Below are 23,726 nucleotides of genomic sequence, written 5' to 3'. Positions count from 1 at the left end.
ATTTTGATTTCGCTAGTCTCGTTGTTTGCGCGCGGTTTCTTTTTCGACGCGCGCCTCCTGTTCACACGTCTCCCCGAAAAACGCACCATCGCACGGCGTTTGCACGCCGCTCTGGTGCGATTCGCGCCCGCGAATCCGCATTGACGCACCATCATCGAGCAGGTGAATTCCCGATTGCGCGGAATTTATTTTTTCACTTGCGTCGTGGTTTTTTGACTGTGCACTATGTGTTGTGCACAGCACAAACGTACGCCACGTACCGATGAGGATGTCCATGAGTGTCTCAGCCATTGCAACCCCGCACGCGGGGAACATCGCTTCGACGCATGCGTCGGGTACGGACCGCCTGAAGGTCCAGCAACTCAGTCACGCATTTCGGACTGCCGATGGTGTCGACGTGCCGATCTTCGAACGGCTCGATTTCAGCGTGCGCAGCGGCGAGATCGTCTCGATTGTCGGCCGCAGCGGCGCGGGCAAGAGCACGCTGTTCAATCTCGTCTCGGGGCTCATCAAGCCGCAGTCGGGGCAGATCAGCGTGGGCAAGCGCGACGACGGCAGCGCCGGGCGCATCGCCTACATGCTGCAAAAAGACCTGCTGATGCCGTGGCGCACGGTGCTGCAAAACGCCGTGCTCGGCATCGAGCTGTATCGCAAGGTCAAGCGCGCCGACCTCGAACGCGCGCGCCAGATGCTCGCGCGTTACGGCCTCGGCGCGGTGGCCGACGCGTATCCGCATTCGCTCTCGGGCGGCATGCGCCAGCGCGTGGCGCTCACGCGCACGCTGCTGGTCGATCCCACGCTGGTGCTGCTCGACGAACCGTTTTCCGCGCTCGACTACGAGACGCGTCTCGCTCTCGAAGACGATGTGATGGCGTTGCGCCAGCAGAGCGGCACGAGCGTCGTGCTCGTCACGCATGACATCGAGGAAGCGATTGCGATGAGCGACCGCGTGATCCTGCTGGGCGGCCGCCCGGCGCGTATCGAAGACGACATCGACGTGCGCCTGACCACGCATGGCGCGCGCACGGCGGTCTCGGCGCGCGAGGCGCCCGAGTTCCGCACCTACCATTCGCGCGTCTGGAACGGACTGCGCAGCCATACCATCCAGCACGCGGGAGCCACGGCATGAGCGATATTGCGATCTCCTCCAACGCGCCCGCACGGCGGCGCGCGAAGCCGCGCCGCGCGGCGAAGCTCGGCACCACGGGCGCGGTCGCGCTCATCGTCGTGGCGCTGATCGCGCTGTGGCAGGTGGCGGTCACGGCGGGCTGGATCAACGGCAAGCTGCTCGGCTCGCCCGCGGGCATCTGGCAGGCCGCGCAACAAGGCCTGAACGGCGGCACGCTGATACCCGACACGCTCGTCACGCTCTACGAAACGGTGGTGGGCCTCGTGGTGGGCAGCGGACTCGGAATCGGCCTCGGGCTGCTGCTGTGGTTCGTGCCGCGCGTGTCAGGCGTCGCTGAAGGATTATCAGTCATCCTGAACAGTATTCCGAAGATCGCGCTCGGGCCGCTGATCGTCATCTGGTTCGGCTCGGACATGACGTCGAAAGTCTGGCTCGCGGGCATTTCCACCTTCGCCGTGGCGATGATCTCGTCGTGTGCGGCGGCGCGCGAAGTCGACAAGGATCTGCTCAACCTGTTCCGCTCGTTCAACGCGAAGCCTTCGATGATCTTCACGAAGCTGATCGTGCCGGGCGCGCTGCCGTGGGTGTTCTCGACGCTGCGCGTGAACATCGGCTTCGCGCTGATCGGCGCGGTGGTGGGCGAGTACATCGCTTCGCAGGCAGGACTCGGGCATGAGGTGTTCGTCGCCGGATCGCTGTTCGATCTGAATACGGTGTGGCTCGGCATTATCGTGCTCACGCTGATGGCGACGCTGCTGGGCTGGATCGTCCAATTCACGGAAGCAAAGGTCATTTCATGGAAGTCAACACGATGAAACGAGTAAGCGCGATTGCCATTGCGGCGGCAGTGACGGGGTTGAGCGTTCAGGTGTCCGCGCGGGCGGCGGAACCGGTTACGGTGTATCAGGCTTTTCAGTCGATTCAGTATCTGCCGCTTTACGTGGCGATCGACAAGGGGATCTTCGCGAAGAACGGTCTCGACGTGAAGAAGGTCACGGCGGGCAGCGGCGCGGCGGGCGTGGCGGCGGTGATCGGCGGCCATGCGGACTTCTCGCTGCAGGATCCGATGACGGCCGTGCTCGCGAACCTCAAGGGCGCGAACGTGATGGCCGTCGCGAACGTGGTGGCGGGCGTGCCGGTGTGGGTGATCGCGCCGCCCGACGCGGGCGTGCATCAGCCCGGCGACATGTCGAGCAAGAGCGTCGCCACGGCGCTGCCGCCTTCGACCAGCACGTATCTGCTGCAACGGCTCATCAAGGATCAGAAGATCGAGAAGGTGTCGCTGAACACGGTGCAACTGGGCACCGAACTCGCGCCCGTGAGCGCGGGCCGCAGCCAGGCGGCGGCAGTCTACGAACCGCAGGCGGACACCGGCATCGCGCAGGGCTACAAGGTCGTGTACGGTTTCCCGAAGGCCTATCCGGGCGGCTATGCGTTCTCGACCATCGACACGGCGGCGTCGACCATCAAGGACAAGCCGCAGATGGTGGCGGCGTTCGTGAAGTCGATCGGCGAGGCCGAGGCGCTGATTCATCAATCGCCGGACACGGCGAAGGCGGTCGCGAAGACGGAATTTCCCTCGCTCGACGCGAAGATCGTCGACGCGGCCGTGGGCCGCCTGATCGATCAAAACATTTACGCGCCGACGCCCGAGATTTCCGAGCAGGCGTTTCGCAATGCGCTCGATCTGCAGGAGTCGATCGGCAATATCAAGCCTGGCAGCGTGAGCTATGCAAGTGCCGTCGACAATTCGTTTGCCGCGGCCGCCGCGAAGAAGTAAGCGCCGCGACGCCCGTTATCGCGTCGGCGCGCTGCGCCGACGCTTCGAATGGAAGGACAGGATGAACGAAGCCAACCCGTCGTTCGTGACGGCGCTGATCGCGCAGCGCGGCAATCCGGCCGCGAGTCGCGCGCGGCTCGACGAAGCCGTGGCGCGCGCCGAGGCGCTCGAATCGCTGCACGTTTTCACGCATCGTCCGGATGCGTACGTCGAGCCCGACGCGTATGCGCCGCTCGCGGGTCTGCCCGTGGGCGTGAAGGACCTGATCGACACCGTCGATATGCCGACGTGCTACGGCTCGCCGATCTGGCGCGGCCATCGTCCGCAAGCCGATGCGCCGATCGTGACGCAACTGCGCGAACTCGGCGCGCTGGTGTTCGGCAAGACCGTGACGACCGAATTCGCCTGGCGTCAGCCGGGGCCGACCGTGAATCCTTGGCGTCGCGATCATACGCCCGGCGGATCGTCGAGCGGATCGGCGGCGGCTGTGGGCGCGGGCATCGTGCCGCTTGCGCTCGGCACGCAGACGGTGGGATCGGTGATCCGGCCCGCCGCGTACTGTGGCGTGGTGGGCTACAAGCCGAGCTACGGCACGATCTCGCGCGAGGGCGTGCATGCGCTCGCCGCGTCGCTCGATCACATCGGCTTCTTCGCGCGCGACGTGGAAGTGGCGGCGCTCGCGCACGCGCTGTTCGTCGCGCAGCGCGTGGAAGCGATCGACAGCGTCGACGCCTGGCAGGCGTGGTTCGCGCCGCTCGCTGCGCCGCCGCGTCTCGGTGTCGTACGCACGCCGTTCGATGCGCGTTTGCAGGACATGCAGAAAGTGAATTTCGACGCCGCGCTCGCGCAGTTGCGCGCGGCGGGCGCGGAGATCGCCGAGATCGAATTCGAGGCCGATCTCGAACAGATCGTCGACGCGTTGCAGGTGATTCTGCGCGTGGAAGCGTGGCACGCGGTCGGGCCCGAGGCGCGCGCGCATCGCGAGCAGTTGAGTGAGCATATGCGTGCGCTCGTCGATGAAGGCGCGGCGATGCCCGAGGCGCGTTATCAGGCCGCGCTCGAATTGCAGGCGCAATGGCGCGCGCGCTCGGCGCAACTGCTCGCGGGCTGCGACGCGCTCGTGAGCGTGCCCGCCACGGGCGTCGCGCCGCAAGGTCTCGACGACACCGGCGACCCCACGTTCTGCGCGCCGTGGAGTCTGCTCGGCATGCCGGCCGTGACGGTGCCGTCGGGCTGGACCGATGCGGGGTTGCCGCTGGGTTTCCAGACCATCGGCGCGTTTGGCGAGGATCTTGAGACGCTGCGCGTGGCGGCGTGGATCGAGCAGGTGATCGGCGCGCGGCGCGAGCTTGAGCTTGCCGCGGCGAGCACCGAGGCGATCGCGTAGCGTCGACGATAGCGACCAGAGCGACCAGAGCGACCAGAGCGACCAGGGAGACAGCATGGGCAAGCCGTATCGCACGATTCAGGAATACGTACTCGGCACGCTGCGCGCGGAGATTTTGCAGGGCGTCTACAAGGCGGGCACGCGCATGCGCCAGGAGGAAGTGGCAAAGCGGCTCGGCGTGAGCACGACGCCCGTGCGCGAAGCGTTCCGCGATCTGCGCGCCGAAGGGCTGGTGGCGATCGATCCGAACAAGGGCGTGGAAGTGCGCGGCCTCACCGCCGACGACGTCAGCGAAATCTACGAGTTGCGCATGCTGCTCGAACCGATGCTTGCCGCGCGTGCGTGTCTGCGCGCGAGCGCCGCGCAACTCGACGCGGCGCAGGCGAGCCACGATGCCATGAGCCAGGCCGCGCCCAGTTCCGAGCAATGGGCCTTGCTCAACGAGGATTTTCATCAGCATCTGATGCAGTGCGAGGCGCACACGCGGCTGTTCGAAGTCGTGCGCGGGCTGTCGCTGCTCGCGCGTCCGTATGTGTCGCTGTCGATGTACGTGCAGCCGGATATCATGGCGAGCAATAACGACGAGCACGCGCATCTGCTCGCGGCCTGGCGCGCGCGCGACGCCGCCGCCGTGCAGGAGCAGACGCGCGTGCATCTGCTCAACACGCGCGATGCGATCGTCGCCTGCGTCGATCAATCGGCGCGCGCGCTGGCGGCTTGATGGAAGGTTCGAATGTCTGTTTCACTGGCTGATTTATCCGCCGTCGACGCGCGGCGTCTGATCGGCAACGGCGAGTTGTCGCCGGTCGAATTGCTCGATGCGTGTCTCGCGCGCATCGAATCGATCGAGCCTGCCGTCAACGCGCTCGCGGCCACGGCGTTCGAACGCGCGCGCGACGAAGCGCGTCGTGCCGAACAGGCTGTCGCGCGTGGCGAAGCGCTGGGCGTGCTGCACGGTTTGCCGATCGGTGTGAAGGATCTCGAAGAGACGGGCGGCTTGCTGACCACTTACGGCTCGCCGCTGTATCGCGATCATGTGCCGGTCAGCGATAACGCTTTCGTCGCGCGTTTGCGCGCGGCGGGCGCCATCGTCGCGGCCAAAACCAATGTGCCGGAAATGGGTGCGGGCGCGAACACGCGCAACGCGGTCTGGGGCGCGACGGGCAATCCGTTCGACACGCGGCTGAACGCGGGCGGTTCGTCGGGCGGCTCGGCGGTCGCACTCGCCACCGGCATGCTGCCGCTCGCCACGGGTTCGGATCTCGGCGGCTCGCTGCGCATTCCGGCCGCGCTTTGCGGCGTGGTGGGCTATCGCGCGTCGCCGGGGCTCGTGCCCTCCGAACGCCGCGTGTTGGGCTGGGCGCCGAACTGGGTCAGCGGCCCGATGGGGCGCAACGTCGCCGATGTGCGGCTGCAACTGGCCGCCGTCGCCGGTCACGCGAGCGCCGATCCGCTTAGCTATCCCGCGACGCTCGACGCCTTCGCGCGCGAGCCGCGCCTCGATCTTTCGGCGCTGCGCATCGGCTATACCGAAGATTTTGGCGCGTGCGCCGTCGATGCGTCGATTCGCGCCACGTTCCGCGCGAAGATCGAGCGCCTCTCGCGCATCGTGGCGCAGTGCGAGCCGATCGACATCGATTTGCGCGAAGCGCATCGCGTGTTCGACGTCGTGCGCGCGCAGGAATTCGTTGCGAGCCTGCGCGAGACCTATGAGCGCGATCCGTCGCTGCTCGGCGCGAATACGCGCGCGAATTACGAAATGGGCGGGGCGCTCACGCTCGCCGACGTTGCGCGCGCCGAGACGCAGCGCACGGCGTTGTATCGGCAGTTTCAGGCGCATTTCTCGCGCTACGACGTGATTGTTTCGCCGGTCTCGCCGGTCACGCCGTTTGCGTGGACGACCTCGCATTGCGAGTCGATCGACGGCACGCCGCTCGAAAATTATTATCGATGGGTCGCGCTCACTTATGTTGTGACGGTGTTGACGAATCCATCGATGTCGCTGCCTTGCGGCATCGATCACGCGGGCATGCCGTTCGGTCTGCAACTGATCGGGCCGATGCGCGGCGACGCGCGCCTGCTCGACGCGGCGCAGGCGCTCGAAGTCGCGTTCGCGCGCGAACCCGCGCTCGCGCGCCCGGTGCCGGATCTCGCCGCGTTGCGCGGCACGCCCCATCAGGCGCGCGCCGCGCTGCGTTCGATCGTCACCGATCCGCCTCGCTTGCGCGACGCGTCGCTCAGCCTTTGAACTCGACCGAGACGAACACTTTGCGGCACGGCTCGACCACTTCCCACGTCCCCTGAAAACCGGCGGGTATCAGGAAGCGGTCGCCCGCGCGCACGGCTTTTTCCGCACCCGATTCATCGCGCAGCACCGAGACGCCTTCGAGAATTTCGCAATACTCGTTCTCCGTGAAATTCACGCGCCAGCAACCGCGTTCGCTGGTCCAGATGCCCGTCGACAATTGTCCGCACGGGCTCGTGAAATGCATGTCGGCCGATTGACGCGGTCGGCCGGAAAGCACGACTTCGGGCTTCGGCTCCCATTCGAGCGTTTCTTTCGCGGGTTGCGAGTAATCGACGATATCCAGAATGCGCATGATGTTGGCAATAAAAAGGTGAGAGAAACAAAGCGGCGCGCGGCGGCGAATCAAGCCCTTACGTGCCCGATTTCAACTGCGCCCACAAACGGCTTTGCAGCCGCATGATTGCCGCCGGTTGCGGACGCATGACGGTCATCTTGTCGATGACTTCGTCGGAAGGAAACGTGCTGGCATCTTTCATGATCGCCGTTTGAACCAGCGGATACGACGCACGATTCGCGGTCGGATAAAACACTTCGTTGGTGATGCCGGCGCTCGTTTTCGGATCTTCGATGTAATTGATCCATTTGAGCGCCGCTTCGGGATGCGGCGCGTCTTTCGGAATCGCCATCATGTCGAACCAGAGCAGACCGCCTTCCTGCGGATTCACGAACTGAATCTGATAGTGGCGCTTCGCCTCGATAGCGCGCCGACGCGCGATACCGGCATCGCCCGAATACGCCACGGCGATGCACACGTCGTTATTCGCGAGGTCGTTGATATAGCCCGACGAATTGAACTGCGTGATATAGGGGCGCACTTTCTTCAGCACTTCGTAGGCCGCGGTGTAATCGGCGGGATTCGTGCTGTTCGGATTGCGATGCAGATATTGCAGCACGGCGGGAAATACGTCCGATGCCGAATCGAGAAACGACACGCCACAGCTTTTGAGTTTCGAGAGATTCTCGGGATCGAAAACCAGCGCCCATGAATCGGGCGGCGTCGCGCCGCCGAACGCCTTTTGCACTTCCTGTGCGTTGTACGCGACGCCGTCCGTGCCCCACGCCCACGGCACGCCGTATTGATTGCCGGGGTCGGCGTCGCTGACCATTTTCATCAGATGCGGGTCGAGATTCGCGAGATTCGGCAATTGCGATTTATCGAGCTTCTGATACACGCCGGCCTCGATCTGCCGCGCCATATACGCCGACGATGGCACGACCACGTCGTAACCGGAACTGCCGGCGAGCAGTTTGGCTTGCAGCGTGTCGTCGCTATCGTAGCTGTCGTAACGCACCTTGATGCCGGTCTGCTTCTCGAACGTGGGCACCGTGTCCTGCGCAATGTAGTCGGACCAGTTGTAGACGTTGACCTGTGCGTCGTCCGCCATGGCGGGCTGGACGGCGGCGAGCGCGAGCATCGTGGCGGCGCACGTCACGGGGACGGTGCGTTGGAGCGTGTCGTGAAGTTTCATCCTGCTTCCCTGGAGTTGATTCGAAGACGGTATGCGCGTCTTCGCGCCCGGCATCCGCGTGAACGGACGAGGCGTACGTGATGACCGGCATCGCGTGCGATCGCGTGGCGCGCAGCAAGGCCGCACAACGCGAAGCGGCGCGATATCAGACGAACGGGGCGGACAGCAGGCTAGGGCTTGGGCAGCAGGGAGGCGATTTCGTCTTTACGAACGCCGATGAAATCGCAGCTCATAGCCGAATGATGGCGGCGCACGGAGCGAATGGAGATGACCGTGTCGATCGAGCAATAGCTGCACGGCCGGGCGACGTGGCTGGCGCCTGAAACAATCGTGCTGCGCATGGCGAGAAAGCCGCCACGTCCTCGATCGTACTGTATCAAGGGGCCACGAATTTTCATGATCTAAGGCGCACGGGTCGAAGCACAGGAGCGTCGGACTGTTGAGCGGATGCCGGTTGAATAGCGAAGCGGTGGCCTGGAAATGCGCAGCGCCACGCACGCTTTAACCGGTGGATTCATGGTACCCGCGCCAAAAAGCGTGTCAATGGGGATGTGCGCGGGGATGAGCGCGAGGATGTCCGTCACAGCGTTGCACGACGAAATGCATCACATCCGTGCGTCCTTCGTCGAACGCGGCTTCGCAATAGCCGAAATAGAGCGTCCAGATGCGAATGAACGCATCGTCGAAACCGAGCGCGCGCAGGGTGTCGAGTCGGCTTTCGAAACTTGCGCGCCACAGACGCAAGGTCTGCGCATAATCGCGTCCGAATGCAAAGACGGCGCGTGCTTCGAGCTGCGCCTGCTGCGCGGCGCGCACGAATTGCTGCGGACCGGGCAACATGCCGCCCGGAAAAATCATCTCGCGGATAAAGTCGCTCGACGTGCGATAACGTTCGACATGCGCATCGTCGATGGTGATGGTTTGCACGAGCGCCCGCGCGCCCGGTTTCAGCAGACGCGAAAGCGTGTCGAAATACGTCGGCCACCACGCTTCGCCCACGGCTTCGAACATTTCGATGGAGACGATCGCATCGTACTGGCCGTCGTTTTCGCGAAGATCACGATAATCGCGCAACTCGATCTCCGCGAGATGCGCAAGCTGCGCCGCTTTCACGCGTTCGCTGGCCCACGCGTGTTGTTCCTGCGAAATCGTCACGCCGCGCACATGGATGCCTTGCCGCGCCGCATACAACGCGAAACCGCCCCAGCCGCAGCCGATTTCGAGCACGCGCATGCCGGGCGCGAGCGCGAGCGTATCGATGATGCGCTGATACTTCGCGCACTGCGCTTCGTCGAGCGGACGGTGTGCGTCGTCGTCGAAACAGGCGCTCGAATAGGTCATCGTTTCATCGAGCCACGCCGCGTAGAACGCGTTGCCCAGATCGTAATGCGCGTGGATATTGCGTCGGCTGCCGGCGCGCGTGTTGCGGCGCAGCCGATGGCGCAGCGCGTACCACACGCGCGCGAGCGGGCCGCCGTGCAGGGTCGTGGCGACGGCGTCTTCGTTGCGGATCGCGAGGCGCATCAGCGCGGTGAGATCGGGCGCGTCGAGCCATTGCGCGCGCAACGCCTCGGCGAAACCGATATCGCCCGCGCGAAGGATCGCCCGGCACGCGCGCCAGTCGTGAATGCGCAGCGCGGCGGCCGGGACGTCGCGTGCATCGCCGAACACCTGCTGCGCGCCGTCGGGCGTCGTCAGCGTCAGATGGCCGTGACGGATCCTGCGCAGCAAGGCAAGAAAGAGACGGGCCGCAAGCGGCATCGGCGGGTGCGCGGCCGTGGGCAGGCGGAGCAGCGTCATGAGCGGGCCTCGTGATCGGTGGGGCGCAAGGATGCGTCGGATGCGTGGGGTGTAGGCGGGTGTTTGCCGAAAAACGGCACGCGTTTGAGCCAGAGGCGCAGCGCCTGCCAGTGAATCCGCAGCACGACGCCGGGCGTGAGGAGCGGCTGACGCAGGAGCGCGCCGAATGCGCGGCGTGCGTCGAGCGGTTCGGCGCGCATGGCGATGGCGGTGCGCAGCAGCACGCCGAGACTATCGACGTAATCGATCGCGGTGACAAGCCGCGCGCCGTGCTGGCGCACGCGAAACCGATAGTGGCCCTCGACGCGGCAAAACGGCGAAACGTGAAAGGTCTTGCGGCACTGCAGCTCGGTCGTATTGCCGATCGGCGCGTGATCGGGCGCGCTCAATAGATAGCCGTGATGCGCGCCGAAGGTGTTGCGTACGTCGGCGTAGAGCGCGCGCAGGCGGCCCGCGCGGTCGTAGCAATACCAGAAGCTCACCGGATTGAACGCGTGACCGAAGATGCGCGGCAGCGTTTGCAACCAGATCGCGCCATCGGCGGGAATGCCCGCGTCGGCGAGACGCGCGCGCATCCACGGCGCGAGCGCGCGTCCATCGCGCGGTCCATAGTCGCGCGGATCGAGCGAGAACACGCGCCGACGGTCGATGCCGAACCACCCGCATTGCAGCGCGTCGAGGCGGTCGAGATCGCAGCAGATCTGGAACAGCGGATACGCGAACGCGTGATGTGCGGGGCGCAGGCGTTCGTGCACCACGCGGCCCGTGAGCAGACAGGCCGCGTGCGCATCCTCGCCTGGGCGTGCGGGGCGGGCGAACGGCGGCGCGCCGCGCGCGAGATCGGCGCGTGGGCTCATGGGCGGCCCCACGCAGGCATCACGCCGAAGTCGCGCGCCACGCGCAGCGCCGACTTGAGGCCGTCTTCGTGAAAGCCGTAGCCGGTCCACGCGCCCGCGAACCACGTCGCGCGCCGCCCTTGCAGATCGGGCAGGCGCTGTTGCGCGTCGATGGCCGCGAGGTCGAGCAGCGGATGTTCGTAGACGTAGCGGCCGAGCACGGCGTGCGGCGCGGGTTCGCTCACCGGATTGAGCGTGACCACCACGGGCGTGCGAAACGGCAGCGGCTGCAACTGGTTGATGAGGTAGCTCACGCAGACGGGCTGCGCATCGGCGTCGCTGCCCGCATGATGCGCCGACGCACGGCTGAGGTAATTCCACGCCGACCACACGCGTCGGCGGCGCGGCAGCAGCGCCGTGTCGGTGTGTAGCAGCGCCACGTTGCGTTGATAGCGCACGGCCCCGAGCACGTCGCGTTCGGCGTCGTCGGCATCGGCGAGCAAGGCCAGCGTCGTGGGCGCGTGGCTCGCGAGCACGATGGCGTCGAAACGTTCCGCGCCCGCGTCATCGGTCGCGATCATGACGCCCGACGCGTCGCGGCGCACCGCGCGCACGGGCGTGTTCAGGCGCACGTCGTCGAGCGTGGCGAGCAGGCGCGCGACGTATTCGCGCGAGCCGCCCGCCACGGTTTGCCACGGCGGCCGGTTGTTCACCTGTAGCAAGGCGTGATTGAGGCAGAAGCGCAGAAAGGTCGCGGCCGGAAAGCGCAGCACGTCGCGCGCGGCGCTCGACCAGATGGCGGCGGCCATCGGCAACAGATAGTGGCGCTGGAACGGTGCGCCGTAGCCGCCCGCCGTCAGCAGTTCGCCCACCGAAAGCCGCTCGCGCCGCGCTGTTTCCAGATGATGTTCGGCGGCGGCGTTGAAACGCAGAATGTCGCGCAGCATACCGATGAACGTCGGCGAAAAGAGGTTGCGGCGCTGCGCGAACACGGTGTTCAGATTCGTGCCCGCCCACTCCAGCGCGCCGCCGTCCATCGACACCGAAAACGACATCTCGCTGCGATGCACGCGCACGCCGAGTTCGGCGAACAGCGCCACGAGGTTCGGATAGGTGCGCTCGTTGAACACCAGAAAACCGGTGTCGACGGGATGACGCTGTCCGTCGAGCGCGACGTCGACGGTATGCGCGTGGCCGCCCGCCGTCGCGGCCGCCTCGAACAGCGTGACGCGATGGCGACGCGCGAGCAGCCACGCGCTCGCCAGCCCGGCGATACCCCCGCCGACGACCGCCACGCGGCGGCCCGGCGGCAAGGCGGCGCTCGTGGCGTCGGCGATCTGGGCGGGTTCCATGCGTTTTTCTCCCTGATTCGTGCGTTGTCGTCATGGAATCGGTGACTGCTGCGTGCAGACTTCCTTGTGTGCAGATACGGACGGAAGGCGCGCGCGGATGCACGCGATGCGCGCGAAAGTCGCGCGAAACTACGGCGAAGCAAATCCCGGCTGACCCAATTGCGCGGGAAACTGCGGCACGCGTCGAAAACGCGTGCTGTCGTAGCCCATCGCATCGAGACGCGCGAGCAGTGCGTGATAGGTCGCGTCGTCCATCTCGGGCTCGCGCGAGAAAATCCAGCCGAGCGATTTGCCCGGATAACCGAGGATCGTCACGCGATAATCCGGGTCGACATAGAGCGTGAGCTGTGTGACGTGGATCGGCCAGAACAGGCGCACGCGCCAGCGCCCGCCGCCGCTGCCGGGCACGACCGCATCGACGAAGCGGTAGTGCTTTTCGGGCGCGTCGAAGCCGCCTTTGCGACCGAAGAAGGCGTCGTCGATGCGGCCGTCCGCGCGCAGCGTCCACTCGGCGCGGCTCGCCACGAAACCGCGTTCCGCGAAATACGGAATGTTGGCGATCACGTACCAGCGGCCCATGTAGCGCGGCAGGTCGACGCTGACCGGTTCGAGCGGCTGGTCGGCGCGAGGATTCGGATTGGGCGGCCCGTTCGTGCAGCCGCCGAGCGCGATGCATGCCACGAGCGATAGCGGCGCGAAGAACGTTACACGCCGCAGGGATCGCATGAAATCACGCATGAAATCGCGCCTGAAATCAGGCATGAAAAGCATCGTCGGCATCGCGCTTACTCGCTGGTGCCAGGCCGCGCCGCGCGCTTGCGCAGCAGATAATGCGCGACGCCCCACTCCTCGCCGCGCGCATAGCCGAACAGTTCGGCCACGGCCAGATAGAACATGCGCCAGCGCTGGAACGCGAGACGCGGGTTGCCGCTCGCGTCGAGCAGCGGCAGCGCCTGGGCGCGCGCGGCATCGAGCGCGGCGAGCCACTGGTTCGCGGTGCGCGCGTAATGCGTGCCGTCGATCCACCATTGCCGCTCGACGCGCAGATCGTCCTGAAAACGCAGCAGCAGATGCGCCGAGGGCATCGTGCCGCCCGTGAAGAAATGACGGGACATCCAGTCGCTGCCGTCGCGCACCTCGAAGTGATACGCGAGCAGCCGATGCGCGAACAGATGCACGAAGAGTCGGCCGTCGTCGTCGAGCCAGCGCGCAATCTTCGCGAGCAGCAGGCCGTAGTGCTTCATGTGCTCGAACATTTCGATCGACAGCACGCGGTCGAAACGCGGCTCGCCGGGCGCGAACTCAAAGCGCGCGACATCGCCGGTCACGATGCGCAGATTCGCGAGCCCCAGCTCGTTGGCGCGGCGCTCGATGAACGCGCGCTGCCCGTGCGAATTCGACAGCCCGACGATGCTCGCATGCGGATAACGTTGCGCGAGCCAGAGCGTGAGCGCGCCCCAGCCGCAGCCGAGGTCGAGGATGCGCTGACCGTCGGCGAGTTCCGCGCGCGCTGCATAGAGCGCAAGCATGGCGTCCTCGGCCTGCGCGAGCGTTTCGTCGCCGCGCGGATAGTAGCCGCACGAATACTTCAGGCGCGGCCCGAGATGCGCCGCGAAGAACGCGCCCGGAATCTCGTAGTGCTGCGCGTTGGCGGCCTGCGTTTCGATGGCGATCGGGCTGGCGCGCAGTTCGTCGATCAGCGTTTCGAACGCTTCGGCGCGTCGCGTGCCGTCGTGCGCGTGTTCGTCGGCGAGACGGCGGCGCAGCAGCGTGCGCATGCCCATGCGGATCAACGCATCGGGCAGCCAGCCGCGTTCGCACAGGCGGATCGCAAGCGAGGTGTCGTAAGTGCTCGATGGCGGCGGCGTGTCGTGCGGTGTGTCGTGCGGACGGTCGTGCGAATCCTGCAACGGCGGAACGGTCACGGTCATGATCGCGGGCTCCTCGAAGGGCGATGTGAGGCGTCGTCGGCGTGCGCGTGGCGCGGCGGCCACGGAATGAACGCGTGCGTGGTCGCCATGTAGTCGCGATAGCCGGCACGCGTCTGCACGAGCCGCGCTTCGAGCAGCGGCACGCCGGAGAGCTTGAGCAGCAGCCACGCCATCGCGAACGGCGGCACGAGCGTCGCCCAACCCCAGGGCTGGCCGATCGACCAGACCGTGTAGGCGCACCAGTGCAGCGATTCGAAGAAGTAATTCGGATGGCGCGAGTAACGCCACCAGCCGCGCGTGCAGACCTGGCCGCGCGCGGCGGGATCGGCGAGATGGCCGCGCAACTGGCGGTCGGCGGCGGCTTCGCCCGCGAGCGCCGCGAAGCCGATGGACAAGGCGATGACGATGGCCGGAATCGACGGCGTGTGCGCCTGCCAGGCGGGCACGAAGAACGCGATCGACAGCAGCAGCGAGATCACTGCCTGGAGCATGAAGAAGCCGAGCATGCGCGCCGGCGCGTGGCGCCCCCAGCGCGTGCGCAGCGCGGCGTAGCGCGGGTCTTCCGGGCCGCGACGGTTGCGTCGCCAGAGATGCGCGCCGAGCCGCAGACCCCACACGCCGCCGCCGAACGCGACCGCCACGCGGTTCAGCATCGCGCCCGGACCGGCGAGGGCGGCGAAGACGGCCACGGCGCCGAGCGACAGCGCCCAGACCGGGTCGATCATGCCCGCGTTGCCGGTGCGCAATTGCACGAGCCAGACGACGCCGAACGCGACGACGAGCGCGCCAAACGTGGCAAGAACGGCGGTGGTGATCGGCATGGAGACTCCGTGAGGAGGCTGATGCCGGGAGATACGGACGAGCGCGGCGTTTGGATGCAGCGCCAGTGCTGCGGAATCGTCGCGAGGGACGAACGCGCCGCGCCGACGCGCGGCGGGGGGCTCAGGCCGTGGCGTGCATCGTGCCGGTAGCGACGACGGGGCCGGTCGGCTGGCCCGTCGGCGAGCCGCCGGTCGGTTCGATCGAGACGGCCAGCACGGCGCGCGCGCTGAGCTTCGCGACCACGCTGGCGGGCAGGTTCATGTGTGCGGGCGCATCGGCTGGGAACACACCGAGCGCGACCGGCTTTTCGCCGGGCGCAATCAGCCAGAGTTCGGTGGCGCGTCCGGCCGGCACGGTCGGCTTCACGGCGGGCACGACGACCATTTCGCTGCGGCGCAGATCGACGGTTGCGGTCCAGTGGGCGATGCCGTCGGGGCGGGCGATCGTCGCGACCATATAGGCGCCGCCGGGCGCGGCGGCCACCGGCGCCGGGCCCGCGGCCTCGTGTATCGCCTGCATCTCGCGCAGCACGACCACGTTGACCAGCGCGAGCGCGAGCGCCGCGACGCTCGCACCGACGCCCACGAAGCGCCACAGGCGCAAGCTGTTCCACCACGGTCCCGCATCTTGCGTCGGCGTGCGGCGCGGTGGCAGGAAGCCGAGATCGCGCTCGATGCGGGTCCACACGCGCGCGGGCACGGCCAGCGGACGCAGTTCCTCGGCGAGCGGCCCGAGGCGGCGCTGCCAGCGTTCGATGGCGGCGAGCAGGACGGGATCGGTTTCGGCGGCGTGTTCGAGCGCGCGCCGCTCGTTCGCGTCGAGCACGCCGAGCGCGTATTCGGCGCCGAGCAGGTCGGGATCGTGATCGGCGGGCGTGCTCATGATTCCAGACACGATTTGAGTTGCATGAGGCTGCGCCGGATCCAGCTTTTCAGCGTGCCGAGCGGCACGCTCAGACGCTCCGCCAGTTCGCTGTAAGTCGCGCCGCTGAAAAACGCTTCGCGGACCGCGCCGCGCTGCGTGGGTTCGAGTTGCGCCATGCAGCGTTCGAGCCGCTGGCATTCCTCGCTGGCTTCGGCGCGGGCGGCGGGCGTGGGATCGTCGTCGGCGATGGCGTGCGCGACGGCGTCGTCGAGCGGACTTTCGTGATGCTGGCGCAGGCGGTCGATCGCGCGGTTGCGCGCGAGCGTCACGAGCCAGGTCATCGCGCCGCCGCGCGCGGCATCGAACGTATCGGCGCGACGCCATGCGGCCGTGAACACTTCCTGAAGCAGATCTTCGGCTTCGGCGCGGTCGTGAACCATGCGCGCGAGCACGGCGAAGACATGGCCGGAGGCGAGCCGGTAAAGCTCGGCGAAAGCGCGCTGCTCGCCGCGCGCCGTGGCGTCGAGCAACTGGTTCAGACGCGCGCGGCGCGCCGCGTCGGACGCCTCGGCGCGTGCGGATGGCGAGGCTGCGTTGTCGTCGAGGCCGCCGGACGGATCACTCATGCGAGGAGGGCGCGCTGGCGCACCCGCTGGAGGACATGGGCCCGAATATAGCATCGACCGCCCGATGCGCGGCGGCGGGCGGTACGGACAACGAGCGTGGCGAAAGTCGGCTGGCGTCATGAGCGTGAAGCGAAGGGTTTCACGATATACGGATGCGCGCGCGCGGCGGACGCGCATTGCATCCGCGCATTCGCGTGCATGAATTGAACCGCCTGGCTTCGATCGTCATTTTTTCAGACGTGACGTGCGATACGATAGGCGTCCCGCATCAAACGGGTGCAGCCCGAGCGCCAGATGTCGCCGCGCGGGTTTTAAACAGCTTTTAAAAGATTTCGATTGTCTTTCGCGATCCGGCATAACACGTGGTTTTCCCTGATCGCTTTTTCCTCTGATTTTTATCGCCGCCTGAATTCGTTCTCATGCCCAGCGCTTTCGCTCTTTTGGCGATCCTGATCGTTTCGTGTCTGATGAGCGTGGCCGTGCTGGGTTCGCTCGTGCGCGCGTCGGTGCCGGGCGTGGGCCGCTGGTGCGTGGGTTATGCGCTGCTCGGCGTGGCGGCGACGTGGATTCTGATCGGCGGAATGCAGGCGGGCGCGATGACGATCGTCGGCGTGAGTTCGCTGACGCTGGGCGCGGTGCTGCTGCTCGTGCAGGGCACGCGGCGATTCTTCGACGTGCCGCCCGTGCGTCGCGACGAATGCGCGGCGCTCGTCTTCGCCGTAGCCGCGCTGGTCTACTTCACCCGTGTTGCGCCCAGTGCGAATGCGCGCGGCGTGATCGTCTCGCTGGGTTTCGTGTATGGCCGCTTCGTGGTGGGCAGCCTCGCGTTGCGTCACGCCGCGCGTGACGGCGCGAGCTACGCCTGCCGCCTGATCGCGGTGGCCGCCTGGCTGGGCGCGCTGGTTTATCTCGCGCGTATCGTCGCGATCGTGCTGGGCCTTGCGCCGGCATTGTCGTTTTTGCAACCGTCGCCGTGGAATATCGCGCTGCTCGGGCTCGCAATCGTCTCGCTGCCGTGCATGTCGACGGGCATGGTGATGCTCGCGCACGAACGCATTCTGCGCAGAATGGAAAAGCTCGCCACCGTCGACGAATTGACGGGCGCGCTCACGCGACGCGCATTCATGGAGCGGGCGCAGGCGTTGCTCGCGCACCGGCGCGCGCGCGGCGGCACGATGGCGATCGCCATTCTCGACATCGACAAGTTCAAGACGGTCAACGACAGCTTCGGCCATGCGGCAGGCGACCGGCTGCTCGCGCATATTTCGCGGATCGTCGCTGCGCAGATCCGGCCGTGCGATCTGTTCGGGCGGCTGGGCGGCGAGGAGTTCGCCGTCGCGTTCGTCGATGTCACGAGACGCGAGGCGGAGGCGTCGACCAATGCGCTGAGAGTGGCCGTCGAGTGTTCGTCCACGGACGGCGTGTCCTGCACGCTCAGCGCGGGCGTGGACAGCATCGGCGCAACCGAAAGCCTGGAGAGCGCCATCGCGCGCGTGGACGCCGCGCTTTACGTTGCGAAAGCGGCGGGGCGTAATCGGGTGGCGGTGGCCGCGGGCACGCACGAAGGCAATCGCGAAACCGGTTATCTGGCCGCATTGCGCTGAAAGGATGCGGCTGGATTCATGGCGGGCAGGTTGGCGCCCGGCGGAAACACTCGATGCGTTATTCCCGATGATTCATGGTCGGCGAATCATGGCGAATGGCGCAATGCTCAATAGACGAAAAAGACAAAAACGAGCGATAAAACCGATCAGCGAAAACCCGCCTGGGGAAAAGCCCAAATACAACCCAAACACGATTGAACAGCGGCGAATGACAGGGGCGCGCAACATCTCCGCGCGGTGCGATTCAGCGCCGGCGCGGCTCGCTTGCTGATTGACGGTGAATGGGTGATTTACAGGCGTTCGGCGCTGACGGTCGCGAGGCGGCTGCCGGCGAAAGGGTCGTTGGCCCAGTCGACGCGCGGGCGCGGCGCTTCGGCGCGCTCTTCCGGTTTGCGAATGGCGAAGTGCTCCAGCGCCTGACCGGCGCTAGTCACTTGTACGAGCCATTGCGGCATTTCACCCTGACCGTCCCAGGTGTCGCCCGCCGCGTTTTGATAACGCGCGGCGCGAATTCGAAGCTGATCGGCAGCGATCGAGGCCGCGATGTCGTCCGGCTCGATGCCGAACTCTTCCATTCTGCGGCGAAGGTAAGCAACGATGCTTTCCCGTTTACGTTCATCCACGTTTAAAAACTCCTTCATGCGAGGGACTGTGCTGCACTTTGCAGGTCGCAAATCGCATGCCGCAACGATAGCACGGCTGCGCGCCCGGGGTGCGGGATGCACGCAGCATTTTTCAATCAGAGAGAGCCGGCGCGAGCAGGCGAGCGCGTCGATTGACCGACATGCGCCAGACCGCCAACTCGCGCCGAACGTTTACTTTAAGACGATTGATCATCCGGCGCGTTTAACTCGCCCAAAGACGATGACGACATCGCGAGCACCAGGCGTTCGAGACCGATGCCGAAACCCGCGCCTTCGCGATACGCGCCACCGCCCGCGATCTGCTGCTGGGCGCCGAGCGCCGCGCAGCGCATTTCAAAACCCTGGCCGCCGAGGTAATAGCTCAAGCCCCGGCGCGCGGCACGGTCGAGATCATATCGGACACCCAATGAATCCAGAAACCCCGTTGCGACATCGACGCTGAATGCCGCCGCGCGTTCAGGTTCCGCGCATAGATATTCAAAGCCGAGTTGCGTAAATTCGCGGTATCGACCGGCTTGCGGCCGCTCGTACCTGTAACACCGTGCAATATAAAAGAGCATCCGTTCGCGCGCACCGCCGAGCAGATTGACCGCCTGTTCCTGAAAGAGCGCGGTGGCTTCCGGAATCAGACAGCATGGCCGACCGGATTTATCGGTGAACGTCCACATCTGCTGGAGGATTTCGCTGCCGCCGGCTTTCTCGACGAAGGTGTCTTGCGACCACAACGCCGGGACGATCGCTTCTTCAGCGCCACGATCAATGAAGGTAGCTCCGGAAGCGGTTTTCGAGCGAGCGCATGACGGCGGCCGACTGGCCGGTGACGAAACGGGTTCCGCGAAGCATAGTCATGTTTTTCTCCGTAGGCAATAAAAAAGGCGCCATCTGGCGCCTGGTTCCTGGTGTCCGAAGCCGGCGGCTTCAGAGCGATGGACGTAACGAACCCCGGCGCAAGGTGTGGCGACCGCGATGATGATGAAACCGGGCGAGTTCGTGACGGAGTTCCATGCTCCGATAATGACACAGCGAATTGCGTCTGTGAATGGCTGCGTTCGTATCCACTTTTTATTACCACTTATTGCCAGCGGTATCGGGTCGTGGGTTTTAGCGGCGCGCTCCGGTATTAATCCGGAAATATTTTCCGATTGATTCGTTTCGGGATTAAAGATGCGCACGTATGGCACATTTTATTGGAGCCGGCATTCTATACGGTAAATATGCCTCATAGAAAAATACAATATTCCGCTAACGTTTGCGCGTTGATTTCACGACGGTTTTTCTGCGGTTTATTCACGCGGACTCAGTAAAATCATATGCTCTGCGCATACGTCTGCCGGGGGCGCAGACGCATATTGTTCCGTTGCGTGAATTGGGCATCGTAAAAGCGACCGTCCGCCTTATTTGCCCCTTCATAGAAATGGAAAACAAAAAATATGAATCTGAATCGATTGTCGGTGAAGGCAAAGCTCACGGGTGCGTTCGGGATTTTGGCCTTTATCGTGTTGATCGTGTCCGCGTTGTCGTTGCACGAATTGAACGCCGCGAATAACCGCTTCGCGGGCTACGTCAGCGGGATCGACGCGCGCGCCAGGGCGGCGGTCGCGGTCCGCACGGCAGTCGACGATCGTGCGATGGCGGTGCGCAATCTGGTGCTGGTCACCACGCCCGAGGACGTCGCGCTCGAAAAAGCCGCGGTCGAGGACGCCGAACGGCGCGTCGAAACCAATCTCGACACCTTCAACGCCCTCGTTGCGAGCGCGTCCGACATGAACGAAAAAGGCCGCAGCCTGGCCGCCGAACTGCCGCGCATCGAAGCGCTGTATCGTCCGGTCGCGCTCGATATCGACCGGCTGGCGCTGAAGAATCAACGCGACGCCGCGATCGCCGAAATCGACACGAAATGCCGGCCTTTGCTCGCGGCGCTGATCAAGGCGTCGAACGATTTCGCCGATTTCACCCAGGAGCGCGCGGCGCAACAGGTCCAGGAATCGGCGGAGCAATTCGCGCGGCAACGCATGCTGCTGATCGCGATTTGCCTCGCCGCCGTCGCGCTGGCGGTGCTGGCGGGCGTGCTCATCACGCGCGGGCTGTTGCGCGCGCTGGGCGCCGAACCGGCCGAACTCGGCGAAGTCACGCAGCGCGTGGCGTCGGGCGATCTGCGTCCGGTGCCGGGTGCGCAGCGCGCGCCCGCGGGTAGCGTGCTTGCCTCGATGGGCGAGATGCAGGCGAGCCTCGTGAGCCTGATCGGGCAGGTCCGCACGTCCGCGAACAGCATCGGCACCGGTGCGAGCCAGATTGCGTCGGGCAACACGGAACTGTCGTCGCGCACGGAACAGCAGGCGGCGTCGTTGCAGGAAACCGCGGCGAGCATGGAGGAGTTGACCTCGACCGTGAAGCAGAACGCCGAAAACGCCCAGCAGGCGAGCGCGCTCTCGCACAACGCATCGGAAGTGGCGGGGCGCGGCAATCAGGTGGTCGGCCAGGTGGTCGAGACGATGGGCGAGATCAGCACGAGCTCCACGCGGATCGCCGACATCACCGGCATCATCGAAGGGATTGCGTTCCAGACCAACATTCTCGCGCTGAATGCGGCGGTGGAAGCGGCCCGCGCGGGCGAGCAGGGGCGCGGTTTCGCGGTGGTCGCGAGCGAAGTGCGCAGCCTCGCGCAACGCTCGTCGAGCGCGGCGAAGGAGATCAAGGAACTGATCAACGCGTCGGTGCAGAAGATTCAGGACGGTTCGTCGCTGGCGGATGAGGCGGGCCGGACGATGGCGGAAGTTACGCAGGCCGTCGCGCGCGTGACCGACATCATGGGCGAAATCGCCGCCGCGTCGACCGAGCAGAGCCGCGGGATCGAGCAGGTCAATCAGGCGATCACGCAGATGGACGACGTCACGCAACAGAACGCGGCGCTGGTGGAGGAAGCGGCGGCCGCGTCGAAATCGCTCGAGGATCAGGGCGTGAAGTTGAATCAGGCGATTGCGTTTTTCCATCTGGACGCCGAGGCGGGGTTTCAGGCGGTGAGCGTGGCGGCCGCGCCGGTTCGTGCTGCGGGCGTTGCGCCGCGCAAAGTGAGCACGCGCGCGCCTGCGACGGCGGTGCGCAAGACCGCCGCGCCCGCAAAACCTGCGGCCGCGCCGGCTCCCGCTTCCGCTCCTGCGCTGATCGACAACGACGGCTGGGACACGTTCTGATCAAGCCGCGCGACGCTCACGCGAACGGCAGCGGTCCGTCGAACTGACCGATATAGCAAAGATGCGAGACCGCGCTGCTTTCACCGTCGCGATCGTCGTCGCTCCAGCGATGCAGCATGAAGGCGGGCGGTTCCATGTATGACGCCGGATCGGCGTCGGGTTGGAGCCGCAGCGCGATTTGCGTCGTTGTGCTCGGGCACGTCAACACCGGCACGTTGCCAAGACGCGCGTGCATCGAACGATGCACGTGGCCCGCAACGATGCGATCGACGTTGGCGTGACGCGCGACGAGATCGCGCAGCGGCTTCACATTCGTCATGCCGTACAGGTCGAGATAAGGAATGCCGGTCGCGAACGGCGGGTGATGCAACGCGATCATCACGCGCCGCCGCGCATGTTCGACGAGTTCGCGTTCGAGCCAGTCGAGCGAAGCCGGACTCAATTCGCCGTGGTGAAAACCGGGCACGGTCGAGTCGAGCGCGAGCAGACGAATCGCGCCTGCGTCGATGCCGAAATGCAGTTCGCCTTCGCGCGGCAGCCACGCGTGATCGGCAAACGCCTCGCGCAGAAACCGGCGATGATCGTGATTGCCCGGCATCACCGCATACGGCAGCCGCAACGGCGCGAGCAATTCGCGCAGCATGGCGTATTCGTCGGGCCGGCCTTCGTCGGTCAGGTCGCCGCTGATAAGGACGAAATCGGGCGCGGGATCGAGTCGGTTGAGCGTGGCGACCGCTTGCGCGAACATCGCGTTCGAATCGACGAGATCCTGATAGCGCTGGCCGCGCGGCCGCACATGAATATCCGAAATCTGGGCAATGACGCTCACGCATTCCTCCTGCCGTATCGGCTCGCGCGTGTTGAACATATCGGCAACGAGACGAGATTAAGCGGCCAAAAATAAGCGGCCAAAAACCGTTGAGTTTGATTGGCCGCTTTTTCCGTGAGCGATCGGGGAGGACGCGCGGCGCGTTAGCGCGGCGGCGGACCGAAGTGCGAATCGGCGCGCGGACCGAAGTTCGGATCAAACCGCGGTTCGACCGGTTGCGGCGTGGCGTCGGGATCGACGACCGCTTCCACGCGCGCGCGCAGAGGCTTGACGCGACCATCCACGGTGAACGGATTCACGCTGGCGATCATGCTCGAACCGTGCTGGTCCGTGAACACCGGGTCCTCGCGCGACGTCGTGCGCCGGATCGAGTGCGCGCGATATGGATCGGTTTGCATCAGCTGCACCATCAGCGCTTCGGGCAGAAAGAGCTGGCCGACGTGCGAGACGTGCGTGCCTTTCGCGTGCTGCGCATCCGGCGTGCGGACCTTGAAGTGGATGTGATTCGTGCGCCCGGGATACACGCCCGGCACGATGGTTTCGAACCTGACCGCGCCGCTGCGGTCGGTGTGCTGCATGCCGCGCAGGAAGGTGAGGTGATCGGTGGGCGGCGGCGGACCGGGCGGCCGGCCGGGCTGACCCTGGAAACCGCCGGGCGGCACGCCGAACGGCATCCCCGCAGGCGGACGGCCCGGCGCGCCCGAGGCGAAATCGGGCGGCGGCGGCATGGCCGCCGTTTTCGTGTAGCCGGAATAGATGCCCATCGCGTCGCATTGCCAGATGTCGACGGCGGCGCCCACGAGCGGCGCGCAGGTGCGCTTGTCGGTCAGCACGATGTCGAGCGTCAGCGCCACGCCGGGCTTGCCTTCGCGGATGTCGCTGCGCATCAGCGCGCCGTCGATCCAGTAAGGACCGACTTCCTGTTCGGGCGTGAGCTGGCAGGGCGCGGGGTTGGCGAGGGCGAGGGAATTCGCGTCGAAGACCGAAGCGGTGGTGCCCACGGCGATGGTCAGTTTGATGAATTCCCGTCGTGACAGGCGTGAGGTCATTATTGTGCTGCAAGGTGCGGAATGTCCGCACTCTACCGGAGCGAAGTCGCCTGGCGATTACATCCGGCATTACGTTTTATTGCCGATTCTTTCTGCCCGGAAAGG

General features: G+C 65.7%; 24 protein-coding genes. 8 read left to right on the top strand and 16 right to left on the bottom strand.

All coding sequences use genetic code 11. The features are described 5' to 3' along the window. Window positions 1–12: 12 nt before the first annotated feature. A complete protein-coding gene (locus G5S35_RS26685; RefSeq protein ID WP_156773780.1) occupies window positions 13–276 on the bottom strand; it encodes a hypothetical protein in 264 nt (87 codons plus the stop codon). Between G5S35_RS26685 and G5S35_RS26680 the strand changes: the two genes are divergently transcribed. The 6 genes from G5S35_RS26680 to G5S35_RS26655 all read left to right on the top strand — a co-directional run bounded on the left by G5S35_RS26680 (window position 275) and on the right by G5S35_RS26655 (window position 6,544). Then, entirely contained in the window at window positions 275–1,129 is an 855-nt protein-coding gene (locus tag G5S35_RS26680; protein WP_237181730.1) for an ABC transporter ATP-binding protein, read from the top strand. The genes G5S35_RS26685 and G5S35_RS26680 overlap by 2 nt on opposite strands. Beyond that, a complete protein-coding gene (locus G5S35_RS26675; RefSeq protein ID WP_065060951.1) occupies window positions 1,126–1,944 on the top strand; it encodes an ABC transporter permease in 819 nt (272 codons plus the stop codon). The genes G5S35_RS26680 and G5S35_RS26675 overlap by 4 nt, the downstream gene beginning before the upstream one ends. Continuing rightward, window positions 1,941–2,909, top strand: coding sequence for an ABC transporter substrate-binding protein (locus G5S35_RS26670; protein ID WP_065061040.1), 969 nt, complete (start codon window positions 1,941–1,943; stop codon window positions 2,907–2,909). Before G5S35_RS26675 ends, G5S35_RS26670 begins: the two co-directional genes overlap by 4 nt. 61 nt (window positions 2,910–2,970) lie before the next feature. Then, window positions 2,971–4,296: an amidase gene (locus G5S35_RS26665; RefSeq protein WP_183039978.1), complete on the top strand. Its 1,326-nt coding sequence runs from the start codon at window positions 2,971–2,973 to the stop codon at window positions 4,294–4,296. A 55-nt stretch (window positions 4,297–4,351) separates the two neighbouring features. Next, complete coding sequence (locus G5S35_RS26660; protein ID WP_074981907.1) at window positions 4,352–5,017, top strand: GntR family transcriptional regulator; 666 nt, start codon at window positions 4,352–4,354, stop codon at window positions 5,015–5,017. 12 nt (window positions 5,018–5,029) lie between these two features. Then, window positions 5,030–6,544 (top strand): amidase, encoded by a 1,515-nt coding sequence (locus G5S35_RS26655; protein ID WP_183039977.1) that lies wholly within the window; start codon window positions 5,030–5,032, stop codon window positions 6,542–6,544. Here the strand turns inward: G5S35_RS26655 and G5S35_RS26650 are convergent. The 11 genes from G5S35_RS26650 to G5S35_RS26600 form a co-directional block, all read right to left on the bottom strand. Next, complete coding sequence (locus G5S35_RS26650) at window positions 6,534–6,896, bottom strand: cupin domain-containing protein (RefSeq protein WP_183039976.1); 363 nt, start codon at window positions 6,894–6,896, stop codon at window positions 6,534–6,536. The genes G5S35_RS26655 and G5S35_RS26650 overlap by 11 nt on opposite strands. A gap of 58 nt (window positions 6,897–6,954) precedes the next feature. Then, entirely contained in the window at window positions 6,955–8,019 is a 1,065-nt protein-coding gene (locus G5S35_RS26645; RefSeq protein WP_237181749.1) for a polyamine ABC transporter substrate-binding protein, read from the bottom strand. Window positions 8,020–8,243: 224 nt separating this feature from the next. After that, the gene (locus G5S35_RS26640; protein ID WP_065060946.1) at window positions 8,244–8,471 is read right to left on the bottom strand and encodes a hypothetical protein; all 228 of its coding nucleotides are present in this window, start codon (window positions 8,469–8,471) and stop codon (window positions 8,244–8,246) included. Window positions 8,472–8,613: 142 nt separating this feature from the next. Beyond that, window positions 8,614–9,873, bottom strand: a complete 1,260-nt coding sequence (locus G5S35_RS26635; RefSeq protein WP_176080874.1) for an SAM-dependent methyltransferase — start codon at window positions 9,871–9,873, stop codon at window positions 8,614–8,616. Continuing rightward, window positions 9,870–10,730 carry a DUF1365 domain-containing protein gene (locus G5S35_RS26630; RefSeq protein ID WP_183039974.1) on the bottom strand — a complete coding sequence of 287 codons (861 nt, stop codon included), beginning with the start codon at window positions 10,728–10,730 and terminating at the stop codon, window positions 9,870–9,872. Before G5S35_RS26630 ends, G5S35_RS26635 begins: the two co-directional genes overlap by 4 nt. After that, window positions 10,727–12,061 (bottom strand): NAD(P)/FAD-dependent oxidoreductase, encoded by a 1,335-nt coding sequence (locus G5S35_RS26625; protein ID WP_183039973.1) that lies wholly within the window; start codon window positions 12,059–12,061, stop codon window positions 10,727–10,729. Before G5S35_RS26625 ends, G5S35_RS26630 begins: the two co-directional genes overlap by 4 nt. A gap of 129 nt (window positions 12,062–12,190) precedes the next feature. Then, a complete protein-coding gene (locus tag G5S35_RS26620) occupies window positions 12,191–12,799 on the bottom strand; it encodes a lipocalin family protein (protein WP_074982189.1) in 609 nt (202 codons plus the stop codon). A gap of 47 nt (window positions 12,800–12,846) precedes the next feature. Beyond that, a complete protein-coding gene (locus tag G5S35_RS26615) occupies window positions 12,847–13,992 on the bottom strand; it encodes an SAM-dependent methyltransferase (protein ID WP_183039972.1) in 1,146 nt (381 codons plus the stop codon). Further along, complete coding sequence (locus G5S35_RS26610; RefSeq protein WP_176080871.1) at window positions 13,989–14,813, bottom strand: DUF1295 domain-containing protein; 825 nt, start codon at window positions 14,811–14,813, stop codon at window positions 13,989–13,991. Before G5S35_RS26610 ends, G5S35_RS26615 begins: the two co-directional genes overlap by 4 nt. A gap of 121 nt (window positions 14,814–14,934) precedes the next feature. Then, window positions 14,935–15,696: an anti-sigma factor gene (locus tag G5S35_RS26605; protein WP_183039971.1), complete on the bottom strand. Its 762-nt coding sequence runs from the start codon at window positions 15,694–15,696 to the stop codon at window positions 14,935–14,937. Next, the gene (locus tag G5S35_RS26600; protein ID WP_183039970.1) at window positions 15,693–16,304 is read right to left on the bottom strand and encodes a sigma-70 family RNA polymerase sigma factor; all 612 of its coding nucleotides are present in this window, start codon (window positions 16,302–16,304) and stop codon (window positions 15,693–15,695) included. Before G5S35_RS26600 ends, G5S35_RS26605 begins: the two co-directional genes overlap by 4 nt. A gap of 419 nt (window positions 16,305–16,723) precedes the next feature. On the opposite strand from G5S35_RS26600, the gene G5S35_RS26595 reads away from it, so the two are divergent. Next, window positions 16,724–17,908, top strand: a complete 1,185-nt coding sequence (locus G5S35_RS26595; RefSeq protein ID WP_065060938.1) for a GGDEF domain-containing protein — start codon at window positions 16,724–16,726, stop codon at window positions 17,906–17,908. A gap of 290 nt (window positions 17,909–18,198) precedes the next feature. Here the strand turns inward: G5S35_RS26595 and G5S35_RS26590 are convergent, their stop codons facing one another. Beyond that, window positions 18,199–18,531 carry an H-NS family nucleoid-associated regulatory protein gene (locus tag G5S35_RS26590; RefSeq protein WP_074981922.1) on the bottom strand — a complete coding sequence of 111 codons (333 nt, stop codon included), beginning with the start codon at window positions 18,529–18,531 and terminating at the stop codon, window positions 18,199–18,201. A gap of 197 nt (window positions 18,532–18,728) precedes the next feature. Further along, window positions 18,729–19,277 carry an ATP phosphoribosyltransferase regulatory subunit gene (locus tag G5S35_RS26585; RefSeq protein ID WP_221224336.1) on the bottom strand — a complete coding sequence of 183 codons (549 nt, stop codon included), beginning with the start codon at window positions 19,275–19,277 and terminating at the stop codon, window positions 18,729–18,731. 705 nt (window positions 19,278–19,982) lie between these two features. On the opposite strand from G5S35_RS26585, the gene G5S35_RS26580 reads away from it, so the two are divergent. Then, entirely contained in the window at window positions 19,983–21,743 is a 1,761-nt protein-coding gene (locus G5S35_RS26580) for a methyl-accepting chemotaxis protein (protein WP_183039969.1), read from the top strand. 16 nt (window positions 21,744–21,759) lie between these two features. Here the strand turns inward: G5S35_RS26580 and G5S35_RS26575 are convergent, their stop codons facing one another. Both G5S35_RS26575 and G5S35_RS26570 read right to left on the bottom strand, forming a co-directional pair. Further along, complete coding sequence (locus G5S35_RS26575; protein ID WP_183039968.1) at window positions 21,760–22,572, bottom strand: phosphodiesterase; 813 nt, start codon at window positions 22,570–22,572, stop codon at window positions 21,760–21,762. A gap of 143 nt (window positions 22,573–22,715) precedes the next feature. After that, window positions 22,716–23,621, bottom strand: coding sequence for an intradiol ring-cleavage dioxygenase (locus G5S35_RS26570; protein ID WP_074981927.1), 906 nt, complete (start codon window positions 23,619–23,621; stop codon window positions 22,716–22,718). Window positions 23,622–23,726 lie beyond the last annotated feature (105 nt).

It is taken from the genome of Paraburkholderia tropica (assembly GCF_014171495.1).
Lineage (GTDB): Bacteria > Pseudomonadota > Gammaproteobacteria > Burkholderiales > Burkholderiaceae > Paraburkholderia > Paraburkholderia tropica.
The sequence above is the reverse complement of the archived record's forward strand: the minus strand, read 5'-3'. Positions and strand labels throughout refer to the sequence as shown.

What these genes read in the sequence shown, in the direction of transcription:
- G5S35_RS26620 (WP_074982189.1), bottom strand. Translation starts at nt 12,799, where the DNA reads ATGCGTGATTTCATGCGATCCCTGCGGCGTGTAACGTTCTTCGCGCCG.
- G5S35_RS26650 (WP_183039976.1), bottom strand. Translation starts at nt 6,896, where the DNA reads ATGCGCATTCTGGATATCGTCGATTACTCGCAACCCGCGAAAGAAACG.
- G5S35_RS26615 (WP_183039972.1), bottom strand. Translation starts at nt 13,992, where the DNA reads ATGACCGTGACCGTTCCGCCGTTGCAGGATTCGCACGACCGTCCGCAC.
- G5S35_RS26595 (WP_065060938.1), top strand. Translation starts at nt 16,724, where the DNA reads ATGCCCAGCGCTTTCGCTCTTTTGGCGATCCTGATCGTTTCGTGTCTG.
- G5S35_RS26605 (WP_183039971.1), bottom strand. Translation starts at nt 15,696, where the DNA reads ATGAGCACGCCCGCCGATCACGATCCCGACCTGCTCGGCGCCGAATAC.
- G5S35_RS26670 (WP_065061040.1), top strand. Translation starts at nt 1,941, where the DNA reads ATGAAACGAGTAAGCGCGATTGCCATTGCGGCGGCAGTGACGGGGTTG.
- G5S35_RS26680 (WP_237181730.1), top strand. Translation starts at nt 275, where the DNA reads ATGAGTGTCTCAGCCATTGCAACCCCGCACGCGGGGAACATCGCTTCG.
- G5S35_RS26675 (WP_065060951.1), top strand. Translation starts at nt 1,126, where the DNA reads ATGAGCGATATTGCGATCTCCTCCAACGCGCCCGCACGGCGGCGCGCG.
- G5S35_RS26610 (WP_176080871.1), bottom strand. Translation starts at nt 14,813, where the DNA reads ATGCCGATCACCACCGCCGTTCTTGCCACGTTTGGCGCGCTCGTCGTC.
- G5S35_RS26600 (WP_183039970.1), bottom strand. Translation starts at nt 16,304, where the DNA reads ATGAGTGATCCGTCCGGCGGCCTCGACGACAACGCAGCCTCGCCATCC.
- G5S35_RS26660 (WP_074981907.1), top strand. Translation starts at nt 4,352, where the DNA reads ATGGGCAAGCCGTATCGCACGATTCAGGAATACGTACTCGGCACGCTG.
- G5S35_RS26570 (WP_074981927.1), bottom strand. Translation starts at nt 23,621, where the DNA reads ATGACCTCACGCCTGTCACGACGGGAATTCATCAAACTGACCATCGCC.
- G5S35_RS26635 (WP_176080874.1), bottom strand. Translation starts at nt 9,873, where the DNA reads ATGACGCTGCTCCGCCTGCCCACGGCCGCGCACCCGCCGATGCCGCTT.
- G5S35_RS26640 (WP_065060946.1), bottom strand. Translation starts at nt 8,471, where the DNA reads ATGAAAATTCGTGGCCCCTTGATACAGTACGATCGAGGACGTGGCGGC.
- G5S35_RS26645 (WP_237181749.1), bottom strand. Translation starts at nt 8,019, where the DNA reads ATGCTCGCGCTCGCCGCCGTCCAGCCCGCCATGGCGGACGACGCACAG.
- G5S35_RS26685 (WP_156773780.1), bottom strand. Translation starts at nt 276, where the DNA reads ATGGACATCCTCATCGGTACGTGGCGTACGTTTGTGCTGTGCACAACA.
- G5S35_RS26580 (WP_183039969.1), top strand. Translation starts at nt 19,983, where the DNA reads ATGAATCTGAATCGATTGTCGGTGAAGGCAAAGCTCACGGGTGCGTTC.
- G5S35_RS26625 (WP_183039973.1), bottom strand. Translation starts at nt 12,061, where the DNA reads ATGGAACCCGCCCAGATCGCCGACGCCACGAGCGCCGCCTTGCCGCCG.
- G5S35_RS26630 (WP_183039974.1), bottom strand. Translation starts at nt 10,730, where the DNA reads ATGAGCCCACGCGCCGATCTCGCGCGCGGCGCGCCGCCGTTCGCCCGC.
- G5S35_RS26655 (WP_183039977.1), top strand. Translation starts at nt 5,030, where the DNA reads ATGTCTGTTTCACTGGCTGATTTATCCGCCGTCGACGCGCGGCGTCTG.
- G5S35_RS26665 (WP_183039978.1), top strand. Translation starts at nt 2,971, where the DNA reads ATGAACGAAGCCAACCCGTCGTTCGTGACGGCGCTGATCGCGCAGCGC.